This is a genomic window from Peribacillus suis, from assembly GCF_059384845.1.
This window is the reverse complement of record NZ_CM182019.1, coordinates 3,423,313-3,442,298: the sequence shown is the minus strand read 5'-3', so window position 1 is coordinate 3,442,298 and position 18,986 is coordinate 3,423,313. Positions and strand designations below refer to the sequence as shown.

The 18,986-nt window shown below is 44.8% G+C and carries 16 protein-coding genes; 9 read left to right on the top strand and 7 right to left on the bottom strand.

Annotated elements, in window-relative coordinates; all coding sequences use genetic code 11:
- Positions 1 to 21: 21 nt before the first annotated feature.
- A complete protein-coding gene (locus AC503W_RS16780; protein ID WP_494915109.1) occupies positions 22 to 546 on the bottom strand; it encodes a GNAT family N-acetyltransferase in 525 nt (174 codons plus the stop codon).
- 118 nt (positions 547 to 664) lie between these two features.
- Between AC503W_RS16780 and AC503W_RS16775 the strand changes: the two genes are divergently transcribed.
- The 3 genes from AC503W_RS16775 to AC503W_RS16765 all read left to right on the top strand — a co-directional run bounded on the left by AC503W_RS16775 (position 665) and on the right by AC503W_RS16765 (position 2,840).
- A complete protein-coding gene (locus AC503W_RS16775) occupies positions 665 to 814 on the top strand; it encodes a hypothetical protein (RefSeq protein ID WP_494915107.1) in 150 nt (49 codons plus the stop codon).
- Positions 815 to 1,083: 269 nt separating this feature from the next.
- Positions 1,084 to 1,728 (top strand): FMN-dependent NADH-azoreductase, encoded by a 645-nt coding sequence (locus tag AC503W_RS16770; protein WP_494915105.1) that lies wholly within the window; start codon positions 1,084 to 1,086, stop codon positions 1,726 to 1,728.
- 356 nt (positions 1,729 to 2,084) lie between these two features.
- Positions 2,085 to 2,840 (top strand): SDR family NAD(P)-dependent oxidoreductase, encoded by a 756-nt coding sequence (locus AC503W_RS16765; protein ID WP_427687609.1) that lies wholly within the window; start codon positions 2,085 to 2,087, stop codon positions 2,838 to 2,840.
- A 703-nt stretch (positions 2,841 to 3,543) separates the two neighbouring features.
- Here AC503W_RS16765 and AC503W_RS16760 read toward each other — a convergent pair.
- Entirely contained in the window at positions 3,544 to 4,956 is a 1,413-nt protein-coding gene (locus tag AC503W_RS16760) for a hypothetical protein (protein WP_494915103.1), read from the bottom strand.
- A 197-nt stretch (positions 4,957 to 5,153) separates the two neighbouring features.
- Between AC503W_RS16760 and AC503W_RS16755 the strand changes: the two genes are divergently transcribed.
- Positions 5,154 to 7,007 carry a hypothetical protein gene (locus AC503W_RS16755; RefSeq protein ID WP_494915101.1) on the top strand — a complete coding sequence of 618 codons (1,854 nt, stop codon included), beginning with the start codon at positions 5,154 to 5,156 and terminating at the stop codon, positions 7,005 to 7,007.
- Between the two features lie 107 nt (positions 7,008 to 7,114).
- On the opposite strand, the gene AC503W_RS16750 is transcribed toward AC503W_RS16755, so the two are convergent.
- Positions 7,115 to 7,660 carry a PadR family transcriptional regulator gene (locus AC503W_RS16750; protein ID WP_494915098.1) on the bottom strand — a complete coding sequence of 182 codons (546 nt, stop codon included), beginning with the start codon at positions 7,658 to 7,660 and terminating at the stop codon, positions 7,115 to 7,117.
- Positions 7,661 to 7,714: 54 nt separating this feature from the next.
- Positions 7,715 to 8,899 (bottom strand): YhgE/Pip domain-containing protein, encoded by a 1,185-nt coding sequence (locus AC503W_RS16745; protein WP_494915093.1) that lies wholly within the window; start codon positions 8,897 to 8,899, stop codon positions 7,715 to 7,717.
- Positions 8,900 to 9,166: 267 nt separating this feature from the next.
- Here AC503W_RS16745 and AC503W_RS16740 point away from each other — a divergent pair, with 267 nt between their 5' ends.
- Positions 9,167 to 9,709, top strand: coding sequence for a DUF4871 domain-containing protein (locus AC503W_RS16740; protein ID WP_494915091.1), 543 nt, complete (start codon positions 9,167 to 9,169; stop codon positions 9,707 to 9,709).
- 150 nt (positions 9,710 to 9,859) lie between these two features.
- On the opposite strand, the gene AC503W_RS16735 is transcribed toward AC503W_RS16740, so the two are convergent.
- The 3 genes from AC503W_RS16735 to AC503W_RS16725 form a co-directional block, all read right to left on the bottom strand.
- Complete coding sequence (locus AC503W_RS16735) at positions 9,860 to 10,225, bottom strand: hypothetical protein (protein ID WP_402874205.1); 366 nt, start codon at positions 10,223 to 10,225, stop codon at positions 9,860 to 9,862.
- Between the two features lie 237 nt (positions 10,226 to 10,462).
- Entirely contained in the window at positions 10,463 to 11,098 is a 636-nt protein-coding gene (locus AC503W_RS16730; RefSeq protein ID WP_494915089.1) for a 2OG-Fe(II) oxygenase, read from the bottom strand.
- A 177-nt stretch (positions 11,099 to 11,275) separates the two neighbouring features.
- Positions 11,276 to 12,745: a serine hydrolase domain-containing protein gene (locus AC503W_RS16725; protein WP_494915087.1), complete on the bottom strand. Its 1,470-nt coding sequence runs from the start codon at positions 12,743 to 12,745 to the stop codon at positions 11,276 to 11,278.
- Positions 12,746 to 13,067: 322 nt separating this feature from the next.
- Between AC503W_RS16725 and AC503W_RS16720 the strand changes: the two genes are divergently transcribed.
- The 4 genes from AC503W_RS16720 to AC503W_RS16705 all read left to right on the top strand — a co-directional run bounded on the left by AC503W_RS16720 (position 13,068) and on the right by AC503W_RS16705 (position 18,909).
- A complete protein-coding gene (locus AC503W_RS16720; RefSeq protein WP_402874214.1) occupies positions 13,068 to 13,313 on the top strand; it encodes a hypothetical protein in 246 nt (81 codons plus the stop codon).
- Positions 13,314 to 13,450: 137 nt separating this feature from the next.
- A complete protein-coding gene (locus AC503W_RS16715) occupies positions 13,451 to 15,397 on the top strand; it encodes a putative thiazole-containing bacteriocin maturation protein (protein ID WP_494915085.1) in 1,947 nt (648 codons plus the stop codon).
- Positions 15,394 to 17,328: a TOMM precursor leader peptide-binding protein gene (locus AC503W_RS16710; RefSeq protein WP_494915083.1), complete on the top strand. Its 1,935-nt coding sequence runs from the start codon at positions 15,394 to 15,396 to the stop codon at positions 17,326 to 17,328. The genes AC503W_RS16715 and AC503W_RS16710 overlap by 4 nt, the downstream gene beginning before the upstream one ends.
- Before the next feature lie 21 nt (positions 17,329 to 17,349).
- Positions 17,350 to 18,909: a SagB family peptide dehydrogenase gene (locus tag AC503W_RS16705; RefSeq protein ID WP_494915081.1), complete on the top strand. Its 1,560-nt coding sequence runs from the start codon at positions 17,350 to 17,352 to the stop codon at positions 18,907 to 18,909.
- Positions 18,910 to 18,986 lie beyond the last annotated feature (77 nt).

The following is an 18,986-nucleotide window of genomic DNA, read 5'->3' as shown; positions in this document are numbered from 1 at the left end:
GGCAGTCTCTTTGTGCATCCCCTACTTGATCAAAGAATACATATACGTATCGTGCGGGACCCCGTTTTGATACATGTACTTCCGAAGGATCCCTTCCTCGGCAAAGCCTGCCTTTTTCAATACTTGACTGGATGGAACATTTTCCGTAAACACCACCGCACCGATTCGCGTTAGACCAAGCTCATTGAAACCGAAGGCTAGTATTTCTTTGAGCGCCTCCGTCATATACCCTTGATGCCAATGATCCGGATGGAGTTCATAGCCAATTTCCGCTCTTCTGTTTTTCGGAAGGTAGGCGTGAAATCCGATCGTCCCAATCAGTCCAGGTATCCCTTTTCTTTCGATTCCCCAACGGATGGCCCGTTTCTCCTTATAGTTCTCAGCGAATTTTTCAATGATTTCCCTTGCCTGTTCGATACTTTCGAATGAATCTTGCCCGTAAAAACGCGTAAGGTCATCATTGGAAAAGCACCGGTAGATTTCTTGGCTATCGCTTTCGGTAATTTCCCTTAAGGTCAGCCTTTCTGTCTCGAGTATCGGAAACATCTGAATCATCCCCTTCCGTTTTTGTTATTCGACCTTGAGAAGAGGAATCCTGCCCTATACATGTTTTTCTAATTACCGGACAAGATATGCTTATCCTTTACTTAAAGGGGGGATGATCATGGGGAAAAAGCATCGTAATCGCATCAGTTCACCGAAGAAGAATAACCACATTCCAGAAGAAGCCATCATTGCCGAACATGAAGCACACGGCAAAGAATATTCTGCGGAAAGACGTAAGCGAAGCCATCCTGGCCAAAGTCAAGATTAGAACAGAACCGCTTAGCCTTAAAGGCCGAGCGGTTTTTAATATTTGGGATTCTAATAGGGCGATTTTCAATCGGTCATGCTCAAAATATATTGGTTTGCAGAAGTGGTGCATACATGAAGATATTATTATTTAAAATATAATAAAAGTATAATGAAAACCAATCTAATTAATTGACAGAACAAGGTTAATGGGACAAAATATAATTATCTTGAAATAAAGATACATTATTTAAAAATAACTATATATAAGATAAATGAGGAGAATGAATAATGAATGTATTAGTAGTGAAAGCCAATAATCGTCCGGCAACAGAAGGAATCTCAAGCAAAATGTACGAAACGTTCATGGCTTCATTAGAAGGCAAAGACGTAAACGTAACAACGTATGATGTGTATGAAGAAGATACACCGTACTTCGGACAAGAAATTTTCAACGCGTTCGGTAAAGTGCAAACAGGCGGAGAGTTAACGGATGTGGAATCACGTCTTTTGGCTGCTAAACAAAAAGCGATGGACGCAATCACTGCAGCGGACGTAGTGGTATTCGCGTTCCCATTATGGAACTTAACCATCCCGGCTAAATTGCATACGTTCATTGACTATGTCTTTGCGGCAGGATTCGCATTCAAATATGATGCAAATGGGAACATGGTTCAATTAATGACAGACAAAAAAGCAATCTTCCTAAACGCTCGTGGCGGAGTTTACTCAACACCGGAAGCGGCTCCAATGGAAATGGCTGTTAACTACATGCGCAACGTATTTGGCGGCATCTTCGGCATGGAAATCATCGATGAGGTCATCATCGAAGGACACAATGCAATGCCTGATAAAGCACAAGAAATCATTTCTGCAGGGTTGGAAGAAGTAAAAGCTTCCGCACAACGCTTAGTGGAAATGGCTGTTGAAGCATAATAATATAGAGGAAAAATCAAAAAAAGGCATTTGAGCTTCGACTCGAATGCCTTTTTTAGTAGTGGAGAAGGACCTATTTTGAAGAAGCTCAATATGCTGTGGACCATTTAGAATAATATTCATCATGAAATCCAACAAAAAAAACGTTGATCTGATTCAGCGTTTTTTTGTTGGATTTTTTAACGATAAACAATCAATAGAGGATGCCAGTTGAGAAAACAACGTGTGCATCGACTTAATCCCATGGTCGTGGGATTGATAAGGGATATGTTTTAAGGGTAGTTTAATTATATAGAGACAAATTTTTGATTTTATTACTAGAAAAAGCAATAATCATGGTGAAGGAAGGTGTTTATATGAAAAAATTAGAAGATAAAGTGGTCTTGATTACTGGTGGTGCTGGTGGAATCGGTGCTGGTATGGCACATGCGATGGCGAAAGAGGGCGCAAACGTAGTCATTGTCGATGTGAATGAAGAAACAGGCAGGAAAGTGGAAGCCTCGTTGCAACAACACTCACCTGATTCGATGTTCATTCGATTCGATTTGACGAAGCACGATGAGCTAAAAGGGTTAGTGGACCAGGTTGTGGAGAAATACGGAAAGCTGAATGTGCTCGTTAATAATGCCCATGTATCGAGACAAATTCCCTTTATGGAAACGACTAGAGAGAATTTGGATCTATCATTCAATACCGGATTTTATCCAACTTTCTATTTAATGCAGGCGGCCGTTCCCCATCTAAAAGAAACGAAGGGGAATATTATCAACTTCGCTTCAGGAGCGGGGATTAAAGGGCAGCCGACACAAGCGGCCTATGCAGCGGCAAAAGAAGCGATTCGTGGTCTTACCCGTGTCACGGCCAATGAGCTTGGCGGATTTGGCATCACCATCAATCTAATTTCTCCGATAGCCAACTCGGAAGGTGTGCAAGCTTGGGCCAAAGCGCATCCCGATATGTATGAAGGGATGCTGGCAGGTATTCCGGTGGGACGCTTGGGTGATCCCGAGGAAGACATCGGTCGCGTGGCTGTATTCTTGGCTTCCGATGATAGTAAATATATCACTGGTCAAACGTTGATGGTAGACGGTGGATCCATCATGTTACATTAAAATGTTCGGGCGCGTTGATTCTATCGACGCGCTTTTAACATTCTTAATAAAAAAGAAAGGATAAAAGGACATTCATTTTGTCCTAAGTGATGGAACGAGATCATCTCCTTATTCAAACGATTATTCAGGATCTTTTTCAGTTCTTTCTTTTCAGACCCATTCTTTAGACCCTTAGATAACTTGCATGCAAATGCCCTTGGTATCACTGGGTTTTGAGACCACTTCTTTTATCATTTACAGCTACCTATTCACCATCCACATCTACCACCTACAACTCACATCCTATCAGCCGACATCCACAGGTTGATATCCACAATCCACAGGCGAAATTCTTTAATTCACAGCCAATTGCTTTTATCCACAGATGCTTTAGAAGACACAAAAAAGAGAGCGGATCTGCTCTCTTTAAACTGTAAACAAACTCGATGAATATGTTTGTTTATTTTGTGGCTTGTTCGATGTGAACGTTGATTTCCACTTCAGGCACTCGCTTTCCGCGGGCGGTCGGGGAGCCTCCTCGGCTTCGCCTGTGGTGTCTCCCCTAGACGCGCATTTCCCGCAGGAGTCTCGTACCTTCCATTCCCATCCACTTTGCGTGTGAAATCGAGTATGTATTTGCGGGCAAAAGAGTATGCGTTGGAATGCTTTAAGGGATTTAAAAAGGGCAGGGGAAAAAACACTAGCTTTAGAAGGTAGTGTGTTGTTAAGAAGAGGATAGAGCAAAAGCATCGAGCCGATCACGTTGTATGGCGAAATAGGATTGGATGGTTTCCTTTTTCCGCTTTAGTGTATATTGCTGGTTGGACGGTGATACCGCCGCGTTGCCGAACTTTCCGATTAAAGCGAGCAGTTTGTCCAATTGATCATATGTATCATTTCTAAGCGCTATGATATATTCCGAAGCGGTCCTTGTGGGTACCGGGTTGGTTGTCGGTGCAGTCATTTCCTCTTCTGTTTCGATTGTCTCGGTCGCCGTCTTCACGCGGGATATGAGCCACTCTTCGCACCAGCCGTTCAGTATGGAATAGATGAAGTCCGCTTGCTGAAATTTGAGGCGGATCGGTTCGATGTGTTGGTTCACTTCCATATAGTTCACTTCCCGTCCAAGTGCCTTCTCTGAAATCTCTTTATGAAAATGTTCACGGTCAAGCAGGGACTTGATGGACTCGGCCTGGTGGGCATACTTCGCCATTTGTTCTAATGTTTCATTATAAACAATCGTGCTTAAATAAGCCGATGCCTGTTTTGGTTCAGTGAGCAATGGTTTGTTGGCATGCAAGGCCTTGCCGAATTTCTTGAGTGCTTGTGAATAGACGAATCGCGCAAGGGTCAGCAGTTCCTTTTGCGTATCGCTCGGAGTTTCCGCTTTTTTTGCATCTTTAAGAAACGAGCGGAAAATGTACTTCCCGACCCGTTCCAACTCCATGCAGACGGCATCGCTGATATGGCCAGGAAAGCCCGCATTGAAAATGGTCCGGCGCAGTCCTGCCCGCTCGCCACGGTTTTCGCGATACTCTCCAAGCGTCCCTTCCTTAAAGGTAAACATTATCACTTCTTTCTTGGAGAAAGCCTTGCTTGTGAAAGCAATCGTAACGAGATCGCCTAAGCCTGCTTCATAGATGGCATCCATCGCTTCGAACAGGCGCTGTCTTGTGAATAGGGAAGTGGAGTCCGAAACGAATTCATGATAATCGAACATCACTTCTTCCGATTTTGAAACCGACATCCGGTAAGCGGCCATCAGCAACAGACGTTTTGCCGAAATCGTCAACCCTTTGAAAGCCTCATGATAAAAGAAACGGTATTTCTTGCAATAACGATCGGTCTTCCAGTTAAAGCCAAGGTTACTTGTCGGTCCAAGGTTGAACTTATATAAAGTGTCCCCATCTTGTTGAACGGGTACGAAAACCTGCGGAAGGTCCCCTTTTGGTGACGTGAATTTCCTGATGATCTGCTTCAGATATTTTTCCGATGTCCCCAAACTGCCTGCCATTGCATGAAGCGGGCTCTGAATGACCCCATCCCAATCACTATGCAGCAAAGCGTACAAACACGCATCGAATTCAGTGGAGGATACATGCTTCAATAAGTAGTGGTACGTTTCTTCATAAATCATCCGGTTCCGTCTCCTTTTAGTATCCGCCTTCATCCATGGGGCAGAGGGTATGATATACCTTTCATATGGAAGCGTTCGAAAAGGACCACTTCACCGTCTATATAAACTTTAAAAAGGAAAAAGTAGCATGCTCTAAAAATATTTTTTCCGAAAATAGATAGGTTTGTGGGGGAGAGGCGAAAGGGGGGTGATTGGTTGTGTTAAAATTAGGTAGAATTAGAAAAATAGATAAAGGGAGTTTTTTTGCAATCATGATATTTTCATTACTCGTATTCATCTTAAAAGGGATCGTGACGAAGCTTCCGTTTGCTTTATTGGGACTTTCCCTCATTCCGCAAAGGTGGTCCATAGCCATCAGGAAAAAGGATTGGCTCTTTTTCACTGAACAGGTGCTGCGACTATTACTGGCGGCTATCATTTTATTTTTCATCATCGATATTAATCTACTAGACCAAACGGTTGAAGCGTTCTTTTCCAACTTGGCCATAGTATTTGGGTTGTTCCTTATCGTGGATGCAAGCTTGTATCTATCGAGGGATAAAGAACCTTCCCTAAAAAGACGTGACCGGAAACAAGGTGTTTCGAAGCGAGTGAGGACGCCTTGGAATGTCCATGCCATGTATATCATCGGTTTATTGCTGATTGCCACTTGGGTGATCATGCTGTTTTATCCCCTTACGATTGCCGGGAACCTTCATGGATTGGCCGATGTCGTAAAGAAGAATAAACTAGAGGAAGTCCAAGATATTAAAACGATGCCACTCGTGACGGTGAAGATGGCCGATGCAAAGGGCGATGCTGCCATTAATAAAATCCAGAATGCCTCATATTTCACGGAAGGCGAATACCGCCTGACCAATATCAATGGCGAATTGACGTATACTTCTCCCATTGAAATGGACGGATTCCTGAAAGCTGGAAAAGCCGAATACACGCCAGGATATAACTTGATTTCGGCCATAGCGACCGATAAAGGTGCGAGCACGGTGAAAGGGAAGATGCTGTATGCCCCGTCACAGTATTTGGATTATGATGTAGATAGACAGATTCATAAGGCGTATCCAACCAAAGTCATCTACGATTCATACCTGGAGCCAGATGAAGAAGGCAAGCCTTTCTTTGTAGCTTCGGTTGGCCATTACTTGAAATACAGAAGTGGGTCCGTCGTGGATGGGGTGGTAGTGGTGAATCCGGAAACGGGTGACACGACCTTCTATCCATTAGGAAAAGAACCGAAATGGGTGGACAGAACCTTCACTGAGGAAACGGCTCTGGAATATTGGAGCTATTGGGGAAAATATGTTCACGGGTGGAAAAACCAATCACTCATCGGTCCGAAAAAAGATGTCTTGATTCCGAATGAGGAAAATATGCAAGTCACCTTTAATGATAAAGGCGAGTTGATTTATGTCGTCGATTTCACGAGGGCCAAATCAAAAGGGAACTCGAAAACGCTGGTAGGTTACGGTGTGTTCAACGCCAAGACGGGTGAAATGACATATTATAAAGGCGTGACATCCGTTTTAACCGGTAAAGAAGCAAAATCGAATGCCAATGCGAGTGAATTCTTATCCAAATATCCAGGATGGAAAGCGACCAATGGCGTGTTCTATACGATATACGGGGCACCGACCTATGTAATCCCCGTTACAAAAGGAAGCAAGTTCCAAGGGGTGGCCATCGTGTATGCCAATAGCGACAATCCTCAAGTAGCTTTCGGGAAGAACAAAGATGAAGCATTCCGGAACTATAAGAAACTGATCGCCTCCTTAGGGAAAGTCAATGGAGTGACGCCCCAAAAAGGATTTGAAATGAAAGAGGTCAAAGGGAAAGTCATCAGAATCAACGATGCCAATCTTTCGAGTGGGTATGTGTTCTATCTTATCGTAGAGGGCAGCAGCAAAAGGTTCTCGATTGATCCTTCCGTTCAAGGATTGTCCGATGTAGTCTTGACCAAGGTAGGAGACCGGGTCATCTTGAACGTGATGGACATGGAAGAAGAGATTGTTCCCGTCGATCAGTTCACGAATGTAGATTTGCCGAAGAAATAAAAGAAGCCGTGCGTACTCCTTGAAAGGAGCGCACGGCTTGTTCAATGAAAAAAAAACTGTACCTCCGATTGTTAGGTGTGTCTAACAATGAAGGTACAGTTTTTTCTTTATAATTCCCCTTGTTGAATCCGTTTAATTACCTCATCAAGCCAGTAAATGGTGTGATCTGATCTGGATGAAAAGTATTCACCTAAATATTCCACTAGCTTTTCTTTATCATGGTCTTTTTCCATCTTGATCTGTTTTTCAAAATCCGCAATTTGTTCCCACTTTGCAAGGAACTTCTTTTTGTTGTTTTTCAGGATTTCGACTACCTTATCACGGTCTACATATTTGAGGTATGCAAGTCCCACCACCATATCACTAATGGAACTGGCATTTTCAAACAACTTGTAGATTTTCTTCGGAAGTTCTTCACGGCCTTTAGCCGTAATCCCGAATACTTGTTTATCAGGTCGATGATCTTCTTTAATGATTTCGACTATCTCGATTAAGCCTTGTTTGACTAGCGAATCAAAATGGTAATACAGCTTACTTTCCGTCAGCCCACCCAGTTGATCGAAAGGGATGGGTTCAGACAGCTGCTTTTTTAATTTATATGGATAATTATTATCCTTCATCAGTTTGCTCAATATGAAAACTTGAATGGGCATCTCTAAGCTCCTTCAGAAAATGGTTATCCTTATTATAGCAAACGAAGCGGGAATTTAAGCGGTCTTTGCAGCTTCCGTTTCCGGTTGTACCACTTGATTATCCATTGGGACTTTTTTGTGGACAAAGGCCACGATGAGCATGTTGATGAACATGGCACCCAGACCGACGGCTACCATGGACCAAATAAACGGACTTGGACTCGTGGTGCTATATAGGTTGGCAAAGTATGCTTGCACTGAGTAATACATAGGTGAAATGTGGCTCATCCATTCATACGGCGCATACATCATATCACGTGACACGGTGGCACCATTTGCGATGGTTTGTGTTAATAAGATCGGGATGTTTAACACCATACCACCATCTCCAACCAAGAATACCAAAATGGCTGTAAAGTTGAAACATACCATATAGTTCAAGATTTGTTGACCTAGCGTGCTGAGGAATAGATCTCCACTTGGTTCATTCACTAAATAAGTGATGCCTAGGGCAACGAATGATGAAACAACGGCAACCAATAAGGCAGTCATTTGTACATACATGAATAGTCGTGTCTTGCTCGCTTTTCCACGGCTCTGTCTGAATGAGGTCACTAATTGCATCGCACCGATCATGGCACCTACATATCCTGCCATCGTCAAGAACATCGGTAACATATTGTGGTGCATGCCATCTGGCACTTCATTGATCGTGACGATGTTTCCTGAATACGCCGTTTCGATTTGTTTCGCCATTTCAGCCGCTTTTTCTTCCGGTAAATTGAAGTTCATCAATACGCCTTGAGCGGTTTGTTGTGAGAATTGTGCGCTCAACTGATTGTTAATTTCCGTTACGACGGAAGTCATAGTTGAGGAAACAACGGTTGGTCCTGCTTCATTCACTGTAAAGTCAATGCTTGATGACGTTTCGCCATTTTGCATATCCGCAGAGAATGTTTTCGGGATGTGTACGACTAGCGCTAAATCGTTCTTATTTAGATCTTTTAACGCTTGTTTATTTGTTACATCTGTTTCGATTTCTTTAAACGGTAAGTTTTCTTTCAATTGGCTGGCAATCTTGTCTCCGTATTCACCAGCATCATCATTGACGATGGCAACCGGCAATTGATCGATATTTCCTGGAATGGCCGAATAACCAGGTAAGAAAATGCCTAGCATACAAAGGCCATAGAAAATCCCCATGAAAATGGCAGCAATGGAACCTTGTGTCTTTAAGAAATGTTTATATTTAAACTTCATTTGTTGCATCCATCCTTCTTTAAATGTATTCTGGTTTAACTACTTTAATTTGAGTACTTTAATTGAACCGCTTCATCAGTCTACTCGAATCCTTTTTTAAAGTCAATAAAAAATTACGATACTAAACATTAGGAAAGTCTCCATTATGTGGCTGGTGCTAAGCATGAGTGTATATGTATGTAAGTCTGGTTTTTACAGTATGGTTACTGTTTCGCTTTTGTGTATAATGGTATTATATGTAAAATATTTCGGGTAGGGGGAGCTTTTTTGAAAAGTAAAATCGCTTATATAGCTTGTTTAGTGTGTTTACTCGTGATTAGTGGATGTACCTCATCCAAGGTGCAAGAACCGGAGAAAACAGACGAGGTAAGCGTGATTGATGAGACTCCAAGTTTCGTAACGGATAAAGACCTAGATCAAATTGACTGGGAGCGGAAAGCTGTCGAATTTCGTACATCGACAAACGCCAAGGTAATCGGTAACGAAAACAGGCTTGGCATCATAGGGCCTGAATTAAAGGCAAATAAAGTGGAGAAATGGTTGTGGCACTTTTGGGGAATGGATAAGGGCGTAGCGACATTCGTCGGATATCATCGGAACACGTCAACCATCCATTCCATATTAATTGATGGAGAGTGGTCCAGAAGCTTGACGGGGAGTAGTGCCGTGAATGGAGCCGATGGGAGTGTATCTTCGAATGTCATGTTGCCGGATGCGGGTGAATGGGCCATTTTGGTTTATTCGGATGGTGAATTATTCGATACATTGGTGATGGATGTGAAGGAGGAACAGCACACAAGTCATAAATGATTCTCGAAGGAGTGGACGATTCGGAACACAAGGGGATTTTTGAACAAATAAAAAAGATCACCGAATAAGTGGTCCTCTTTGATGAATCCTATGGAACGAATGCCTTCGTTAGGGAAAGTCATCGTTTTACCGACTAGCCAGGTCAGTGGTCTACCTATTCATCATAAGGATAAATACTAGCACGACGATGACAAAGGCTATGATAACGGATAGCCATCCAATTTTCACTTTTGCTAATAGGCGGTCAACAATAAAGAATGAGATGGCAGAAACAAGACTTAGGATTTGTAAGACGAATCCGAATAAACAGTGAAATAAGAAGGAGAGAATTTCACGAGTGTAAGCCTTTTTAGAAATCTGCCTACTCAGCCAGTCACTAAAGAAGGAAGTGATCACTCCGTAGATAATGACAATCATAAGATTTAAATAATATAAATTCATAAATGCATTCAAATCAAAGCCACCAAGCGATGAAAGGACCAATGCAAATAACAAACTACTAAGAAAAGCAGTCAATAGTTTTCTCTTTAAAATAATAGGAATGTTCTCCTCTCTAATTTCGATTGCTCCAACAGCAACCCATGTAATATTGATCCCTTCTTTTATTACCGTTCGTTCATCGGTAATAGAACCAAAATAAAAAAAGACTGAAGAGAGGGGTTTGTTCTCAGCTTTTGGGAGGATGCTTTCCCCAAAAGCCTACCTTTTACCTCTACTTACAGCTTGAAGGCACACTGGCATGGATGTTTTTGTCTAGTTCTGTTTCTGTTTTCTCATCCATTGTGTCGCTACCCATTTTTCTCCTGTTATGACCGGTGCTCCACCGTGTAAGGTTTGTTCATTTATATGTTGATCATTATAGAAATACTCGAAGTACACGGCCATTCCCTTTTGGGGGGATACGGAGAGATTTAGTTTAGGGAAGAACGTTTCCCCGCCTTCCTCCACATCATTCAAGTACATGATGATCGTGCTGATCCTATTATTTTTCGCGGCTTTACTGGAAGAGGCGAAAAAATCATAATGGGCCTTATACTCTTGACCAGGGGTATACTTTAAAATTTGAATACCATCCCCATGTTCAACGGGTACATTCATAATAGAAGAAACTCTTTTTTCAATGGTCGTGATGAGGTCATTTTCTTTGTCTTGAAAGTACATGCTACTGCTTGTCCGCATCTCATTTACTTCGCGTGTATCCCCGATTTTGGAACGGTTCAGTTTATCTTTGGACAAACTGATTAATTCATCACACTCTTCGTCACTTAACACATTCCCCAAAACGGCGATGAGCGGTTCTTCTAATCTAGTAAGGATCGTAATCTCTCTATCTTCTGTTTCAATCGTGTTTCCCTTATGGGCAAAAATCGTCTGTTCTTTGTTCTCCATGTCGTTCACTCCCTCAATGAATGAATTTTCGGAAAAATCCATCAGTTTATTTGGCTTTTTAGCGATAAATGATTATATCACGAACCTTTCGGATAACGGAAATTTTTTACTTTGATATATATTATTAGTACGAAAGGTTTTTTGTGGAACGATGGTGTGAATCCCAACCATCGTTTTTCATGCATTCAAAGTGGTTTTCCGTGCAGCTCGTATGCCTTTCCCCAACGTAACGATTCCCACGATCAAGAGGAGCAAAGGCAGTCCAAATAATAGGTGACCGATCCCAGGAGCAAATAGTGTGACCGTAGATAAAGGACCGAATAGATAAGGGAATCCGATCAAAATACTTAACGGAAGCAGCCAGTACACCATGACGAGGAACATCATATGGAGAATACGCAGGAATCCGTGTACTTCTCGTGGTATAGGTTTGAATATTCTATAGATCGACCACACAATCAGGGTCACGAACCCCAATATAATCAGATCAATCACTGCATATTTCATAAATGGATGGTCAGTGGGGCTAGGGGGTTCTTCATGATGTACGAGCTTGTTCACTCCGCTTATGATTGAATCATATTCATTGAGGTTGAAATAATCCATTGAATTAATCTGCAGGCTGATGCCATACTGCCCGTCTACAATCACTTTTGAATAGGTGTTTTCTGTCCATCCGTTATGGGAGATTTCATCGTCCTTCGCTTCCCATCCCATTGCGTAGTACGTATCATCCCCTATGTATGATGATGGCTGATGCAAGGTGTTCATGCCATTCTTCGATAAAATGCGGTTTCCATTGAATGTGCCATGATTCAATTGGGCGATCATATAATTTGCCATATCTTCCGCACTAGAAATGATGTAACCGGAAGGAACCGATCCCTCGTGTTTCAATTGCTTGGTCGGTAGCTTCCATCCAAATACCGTCTGATAACCGCCCGCTATGGCATGGTTTGGAACATCCTTAGGGTCAGCGTAGGTATTCTTCATTTCAAGCGGCTTGAATACGAATTCATTTAGATAGTCTTTATATGATAGATTTGTCACTTCCTCGATGACTAAACCTAAGATGTCATAATTTAGATTCGAATATTCATAGCGGTCACCGGCAGGGTGCTTCAATTCAATGTCTGCCAAGCCTTTGACATGTTCTTTCAATGTCTTATCTCCCTGTGAGATCGCCACTTGGCCGTCATATGTGGAAAGACCGCTCGTATGATTCAGTAAGTGCTGAATCGTGATTTTCCCAGAAGCCTCCTTATCGGCAAGATGAAACCAGGGGATATACAATTGCACGGGATCTTGTACTCGTATTTTTCCCTGATCCACTACCTGCATAAGGGCAAGTGCCGTAAATGATTTACTGACGGACCCAAGAACGATGGGGGTTTCCAAAGTCATTTCAGTTCCATTTTGGTTGGCCACACCATATCCTTGCACGTATTCCACCCGATCTCCCTCTACGATGGCCAATGAAGCTCCCGGAATCTTGAGCCGCTCGATTTCATTTGCCATAAACTCATCAATAGCGGAAGGATCCAGTTTCCTTGACTCCTGTTCGTTTCCCGTCACAACTCCGGAAACACTTGTCAGGACGAGCAGTATGGTCAGTATGAAACTAATTATCTTATGTCTTTTTCGCATCTTCTCATTTTCCTTTCTCTATCAAGTGCAAAATATCTTTCTTGAATCATTGTAAAGATTTAACAAAAGTGGGTCAATGAATTCGAGATAAATAGATTCGTTGATGGCTCGTGCACTACTTTGCTGTTCGCCTTTGATAAGTAAATATTCCGTGAAGATTTCGGGGGAACGCATGAAAATGGGCATCTGAATCAGTAGCAATACCCATTCCGAGTACATATTTTGTGTGGAGAGAGTACTTGGAGGATAGGGAAAATCTATAGGCCATTTTTTCCGTACTCCTTCGTTATTTTTGATTAATTTAAATATGGAGGTTTTATACATGAATGAGTTTCAAAATCAGCTTCAAATGTTGAATGTCGACCCACAATTCCAGGCCAGTCAGCCGGTCCCTTGGGATCCGAATCAATTTCAGCATCAGCATTCCATGGAAGATTCCCGTCTTATCCCGTTAGGGTGTTTTGGTTGCCTTGGTTGTTTCGGATGCTTTTTCTTCGGAGGCATCGGAGGGTGTGGCGGATGTGGACGTTGCGGAGGGTGTGGACGCTGCGGTCGTTGCGGTCGCTAATCGATTTTCAGAGAAGAACCGACCCCTGCAGAATGCCTGCAGGGGCTTTTCTCCATGGAATTAGACATAAGAGACAAATTGTCATACATACGATTAGAGGGATAGCTAAGTAAAGCTTGTTGGTTAGGAGGTTCGAGATGAAGAATTTGACCCCTTCTATGCGTCTGAAAGTGAATAGGGATACGTTTTATCTCCCTGAACCAAATGGGGGAGTGTATTTTCGGAATAATGTAAGTTCATTCCGTATGGAAGGTCGTACCATCGTTCAATGGATTGATCAGTTGATCCCCATGTTTAACGGGGAACATGCATTGAGTGAGTTGACGGATGGATTGCCTGGCCCATACCGGAATCGGGTTATGGAGATTGCCGAAGTTCTGTACAAGAACGGGTTCGTTCGGGATGTCAGTCAAGATGCCCCACACCAATTGACGGATCGGATTGTGGATAAGTATGCGTCCCAGATTGCATTTTTGGATAGTGTCGGCGATTCAGGAGCCCGTCGTTTTCAGGATTATCGTCAGCTGAAAGTATTGGCGATTGGCTCAGGTCCGTTTTTCGTATCACTGGTATCCGCGTTGCTTGAATCTGGATTGCCTGCTTTTCATATTCATATAAAGGATTCGGAATCGACGAATAGAAATCGATTGAAGGAACTTGTTGCCCATTTCCGTCAAACGGATGAGGATGTGGCGGTGGAGGAGGTTTTCCGGAATCAGGAAGGAGAAAGAGCTTGGCAGGAAATAATCCGGCCATATGATTATATCGTGTCCGTGGCACAAGAGGGAGAGGTGGAGGAACTGCGGGCGCTGCACGCGGCCTGCAGGCAAGAAGAGAAGATGTTTTTCCCTGCACTGAGCCTGAACCAAATCGGTCTTGCCGGTCCGATGGTGAACGGGGAATCGCTTTCTTGCTGGGAGTCTGCCTGGCGCCGTTTACATCAGTCTTCCCTGATTACTGATCAAGAGGTTACCTCTTTTTCCTCCACGGCGGGTGCGCTCCTCGCAAATGTATTGGCGTTCGAGTTATTCAAAAGAAGTACGGGAGTGAGTGAATCGGATCAGAGCAATCAATTTTACCTGCTTGATATGGAAACCTTGGAAGGGAGCTGGCACACCTTTTTGCCCCATCCATTTGTTACGGGCACGGCGGCTGCAAGATGGGTGACGGATTTCGACTTGAGACTGAACCAGCAATCAAGCCAATGCGAACGGGGTAAGTTGTTTATGTCCTTCAGCCGAATGACTTCCAGCCAATCGGGCATCTTCCATAGCTGGGAAGAAGGAGAGCTGAAGCAACTGCCGTTAGCTCAATGCCGTGTCCAAGTGGTTGATCCGATGTCTATGGGTCCAGCTGAGTTGTTGCCAGCGATCATTTGCTCGGAATTGTTGCATGAAGAAGCGAGGAGGGAAGCGGGCTTAACGGGAGTCGAAGTGTATGCCTCGGAAACGGTCAGCCATCTTGGTCCGACTTTACCTCAATGGGATGGAGTAGGTGTAGAAGGATTCGTCGGAGTTGGTACGGGAGAGACGTTCGCGGAGTGTATGTGCCGGGGGTTGTACAAGTGTTTGGATGAGGAATTAACCAAGCGAAGCAACGAAAAGCACGCCTGTGGTCGAATTCAGTTGGAGGTCATAGACGATGAGCGCTGCCGGTATTACTTGCAGGCGTTGACGAGAATGGCAGGTGACCCCGAGATTGCGTTAGGGGAGGAAGTGTTCGGTTTCCCTGTCGTATGGGTCGGTACGGGGGATGAGTGGTACGGATGTGTAGGGCTGAATAGTACGCAGGCTTTACGGAATGCCCTACAGCAGGCTCTCATGGCCATTCAGAACGAAAAGGGGGGCTACAAGAAACAGGGGTTGAGAGCATCATCCGTGTTTATGGAAAAAAGGACACCGTTGACACTTAGGATTGCGTCGTATGAAGAATCAAGGGAATCCGAGGTGCTGAAGGAGGCCATGCAAGTGCTGGATTGGAACAAAAAGCGGCTATTGGCCTTCGAACTGGAACTGGAACCTGTTTTGAAAGAGGAGCTGGCAGGGGTATTTGGTGTGTTGCTGCGAGAGGAGGGATCAAGGTGAAGCCTGTCATCTTGATGGTCGGAGAAGGAGTGTTGGCGGACCTGGTGTACGGAATATTGTCAGTCCAATACGAAATCATTCACCAGGTCGACTTTTTGACAGAGATACCCGAAACGGCTGAACTGGCTCTCGTGCTGCAGGATGCCTGGGATCCTTCTGCCCACCTAAAGGCGGAGGAAGTCCTCGACATTCCATGGTTACGGGGCTTTGTGTCATTTGGTGAAGGGATGGTTGGGCCACTAGTGCGGATGGAGAAGGAAGGGTGCTCGCAATGCGCGGATTTACGGCATCTCATGGCAGGGCGCGACCGGAAAGAAATGTGGGCCATCCAAAAGCAATTGCGGGAGAATGGGGGGAAGCAAGAAGACCCTGCGGCATCACGCATGGGACTGTTACAAATGGCTTACCTGATTGGAGAAGAGGTGCAGGGGGTGACGGAAGGGACTGGGGCCCAATCGGAATATGCGGTAGCCTTGATCAACATGAAGACCCTGAATATTTCCTGGCATCCTTTTTTAGCGGATCCAGTCTGCCCGGTCTGTAGTCCCATTCCCGATGATACTTCAAGGGCAGCCCGTATTTCGTTACAACCAAGTCCAAAGGTGGACCCCAATGGCTACCGAACCCGTTCAATGACTGAGCTGAGTCAGGTGCTGGCCAAGGATTATCTCGATCCCCGGATGGGCTTTCTGAATAATAAGATGGTCGATCTTGTGCCGCCATTTGCCGATGTCAGTGTGAATCTTCCCTTGTTCATGGGGGATGAAGGGACGGCGGGGCGGACGAATTCCTACGCGGTTAGCGAGATGACGGCGATTTTGGAAGGATTGGAGCGGTACTGTGGCCTTGAACCCCGGGGAAAGCGGACCGTTGTCCATGACAGCTACAATAATCTGAAAGATGAGGCCCTGGATCCCAGAAAGCTTGGCGTCCACACCGATGAAATGTATGAAATGCCTGGTTTTCCTTTCAAGCGTTTTCATCCGGATGCCACAATCAACTGGGTTTGGAGCTATTCTTTTTTACAGGAGCGTCCCATTTTGGTTCCAGAGCTGGTGGCTTATTATAGCTTGGGCTGTGGGGAGGGGTTTGTTTATGAAACGTCCAATGGCTGCGCGTTAGGAGGCAGTTTGGAAGAGGCGATATTGTACGGGATTTTCGAAGTGGTGGAACGCGATTCCTTTCTATTGACCTGGTACGCCAAGCTCCCGCTTCCCCGCCTTGACCCGTATTCGGCGAATGACGAAGAACTGGCATTGATGATGGACCGGGCACGTGCAGCGGCGGGATATGACATCCATTTGTATAACGCGACGATGGAACATGGCATCCCAAGTGTCTGGGCGATGGCGAAAAACAGGAAAGGAAAAGGATTGAACCTCATTTGTGCGGGTGGTGCCCATTTGGATCCGGTCCGGGCGGCGAAAAGTGCGATTCATGAGTTGGCGGGCATGATGCTGACCCTTGACGATAAATTCGAGGCCAATCAGGAAGAGTATGAGAAGATGCTCGCTGACCCTTACCTCGTCCAGCAGATGGATGACCATGGCATGCTGTTTGGGTTACGGCAAGCGGAAGGACGGTTGCACTTTTTGCTGGATGATCGACGGCCGTTGCGTACATTCGACGAGGAATTCTTGGCCGGGGAGAAGCATGCCGATTTAATGGATGACCTACAGGATGTGCTTTTACAGTTGCAACAGCATGGCCTTGATGTGCTTGTCGTGGATCAAACGACGCCGGAACTGAAAAAGAACGGGTTACATTGCGTGAAAGTGCTGATACCGGGCATGCTGCCGATGACATTCGGTCATCATCTGACCCGCGTTACAGGACTCGATAGGGTTTTGCAGGTCCCCGTGGAACTGGGATATGCGAAGCAGCCGCTGACAATCGAACAGCTTAATCAAGATCCGCATCCATTTCCATAAGCGGTGGTAAGGAGGCAGGGGATGAACCTAGATCAATTTTTGCATAATCTTCAGTTTGACACAGCGAAGGTCAGACCGCCTGACTGGGAAGTGGATTGGGAGGATGCGCCACTTTCCTATAAACTGTACCGCGACTTGCCTGTGTTCCCTTTTTCACCGGAAGTGCCGCTGACATTGGAAGCTTGCCAACCATCATCCCAGCCTGATTTCAAGGGGATCGGTCACTTTCTTTGGTATGTATTCGGCCTTGCTCAAGTGAGCCAGTTCATGAACGACCCGGAACAGATGGACTTCATGCAGTCGTTCCGCCGTTTTGCCCCTTCAGGAGGAGCATTGTATCCAAACGAACTGTACATCTACCTGAAAATCGAGGAGTTGCCTGATGGCGTGTACCATTATGATGTGGCACACCATCGTTTGGCATTAGTGCGGGAAGGTAATTTTGATGACTATCTGGACCAGGCCCTTGGTGGCCGTTGCGATATGACGACGTGCTTTGGGACGGTCTTCGTGTCGACGATGTTTTGGAAGAACTTCTATAAGTACCACGATTTTTCCTATCGCCTGCAAGGATTGGATGCAGGTGTCCTGATGGGCCAATTATTGGAGGTGGCGAAGAAGTTCGGCTTCTCGACTGGCGTGTCCTTTCAATTCCTGGACCGGGCGATCAATCACTTGCTTGGATTATCTGAACAAGAAGAAAGCACGTATGCCGTCATTCTTTTATCTGTGGAAGCTACAAAAGGAGTGGCATTTGAAAAGGAAATAAAGCGTGCTGTCACGGCGGTTGAATTATGTAAAGAGCTGCCTGCACTATCACATACCCACTACGAACGGTCACAGAAAATCATTGAGTACCCGATGTTGATTCAAATGAACGAGGCATCCATGATTAACACGACCCGTTCCTTTCAGGGAATCGAAGCAAAGGAAGCGAGAAGTGGAAAAGGGATGGGGAGTATAGATTTGCCGGCAGTGGAGCGGCTATCGTACGACCTGGCTACTGTTTGCCATAAGCGGTTTTCTCCGGAGATGGATTTCGTTTTAGGGAAGGTGAGCAAGGTTCAGCTCGCTACGCTGTTGCAAGAGGCGTCGGCATCTTTTTCGTATACCAATGATGTGGATGTGAAGCAAGAACACGGCGTCTCCATCTATGCTTGTTTGAATCAAGTGGAAGATATTTCAGATGGCGCTTATGTTTATGATAGAGAGAGTCATACATTACGGCTTGTGCAACAAGGTGATCAGCGAATTCGGTTGCAATACGCCATGTCACTGGATAATGTAAATTTACTCCAAGTCCCCATCTGCCTGCATGTGGCAGGAAATCGGGATCACCGCAAAAGGGAACTAGGCTATAGGGGATACCGCATCCAACAGATGGAAGCGGGAATGCTCGTCCAACGCTTGCTTCTAGTAGCGACAGCCTTGGATATGGGAGGTCATACTTTGCTTGGGTTCGATGTGAACGTATGTGACGATATTTATAAAAAAGGACTGCATGAAAAAACGACGCTCATCCAAATCCCAATCGGACCGCATCGAGGGCGCCCTTGGCTAAAAGGAAGTTTGCATGGGTAGCTTGGATCTAACTCAACCCCTACTTTTTTCAAAAAGAGGGGTTTTCTTTATTACGAAGAGATAGAAAGTTTGTCCAA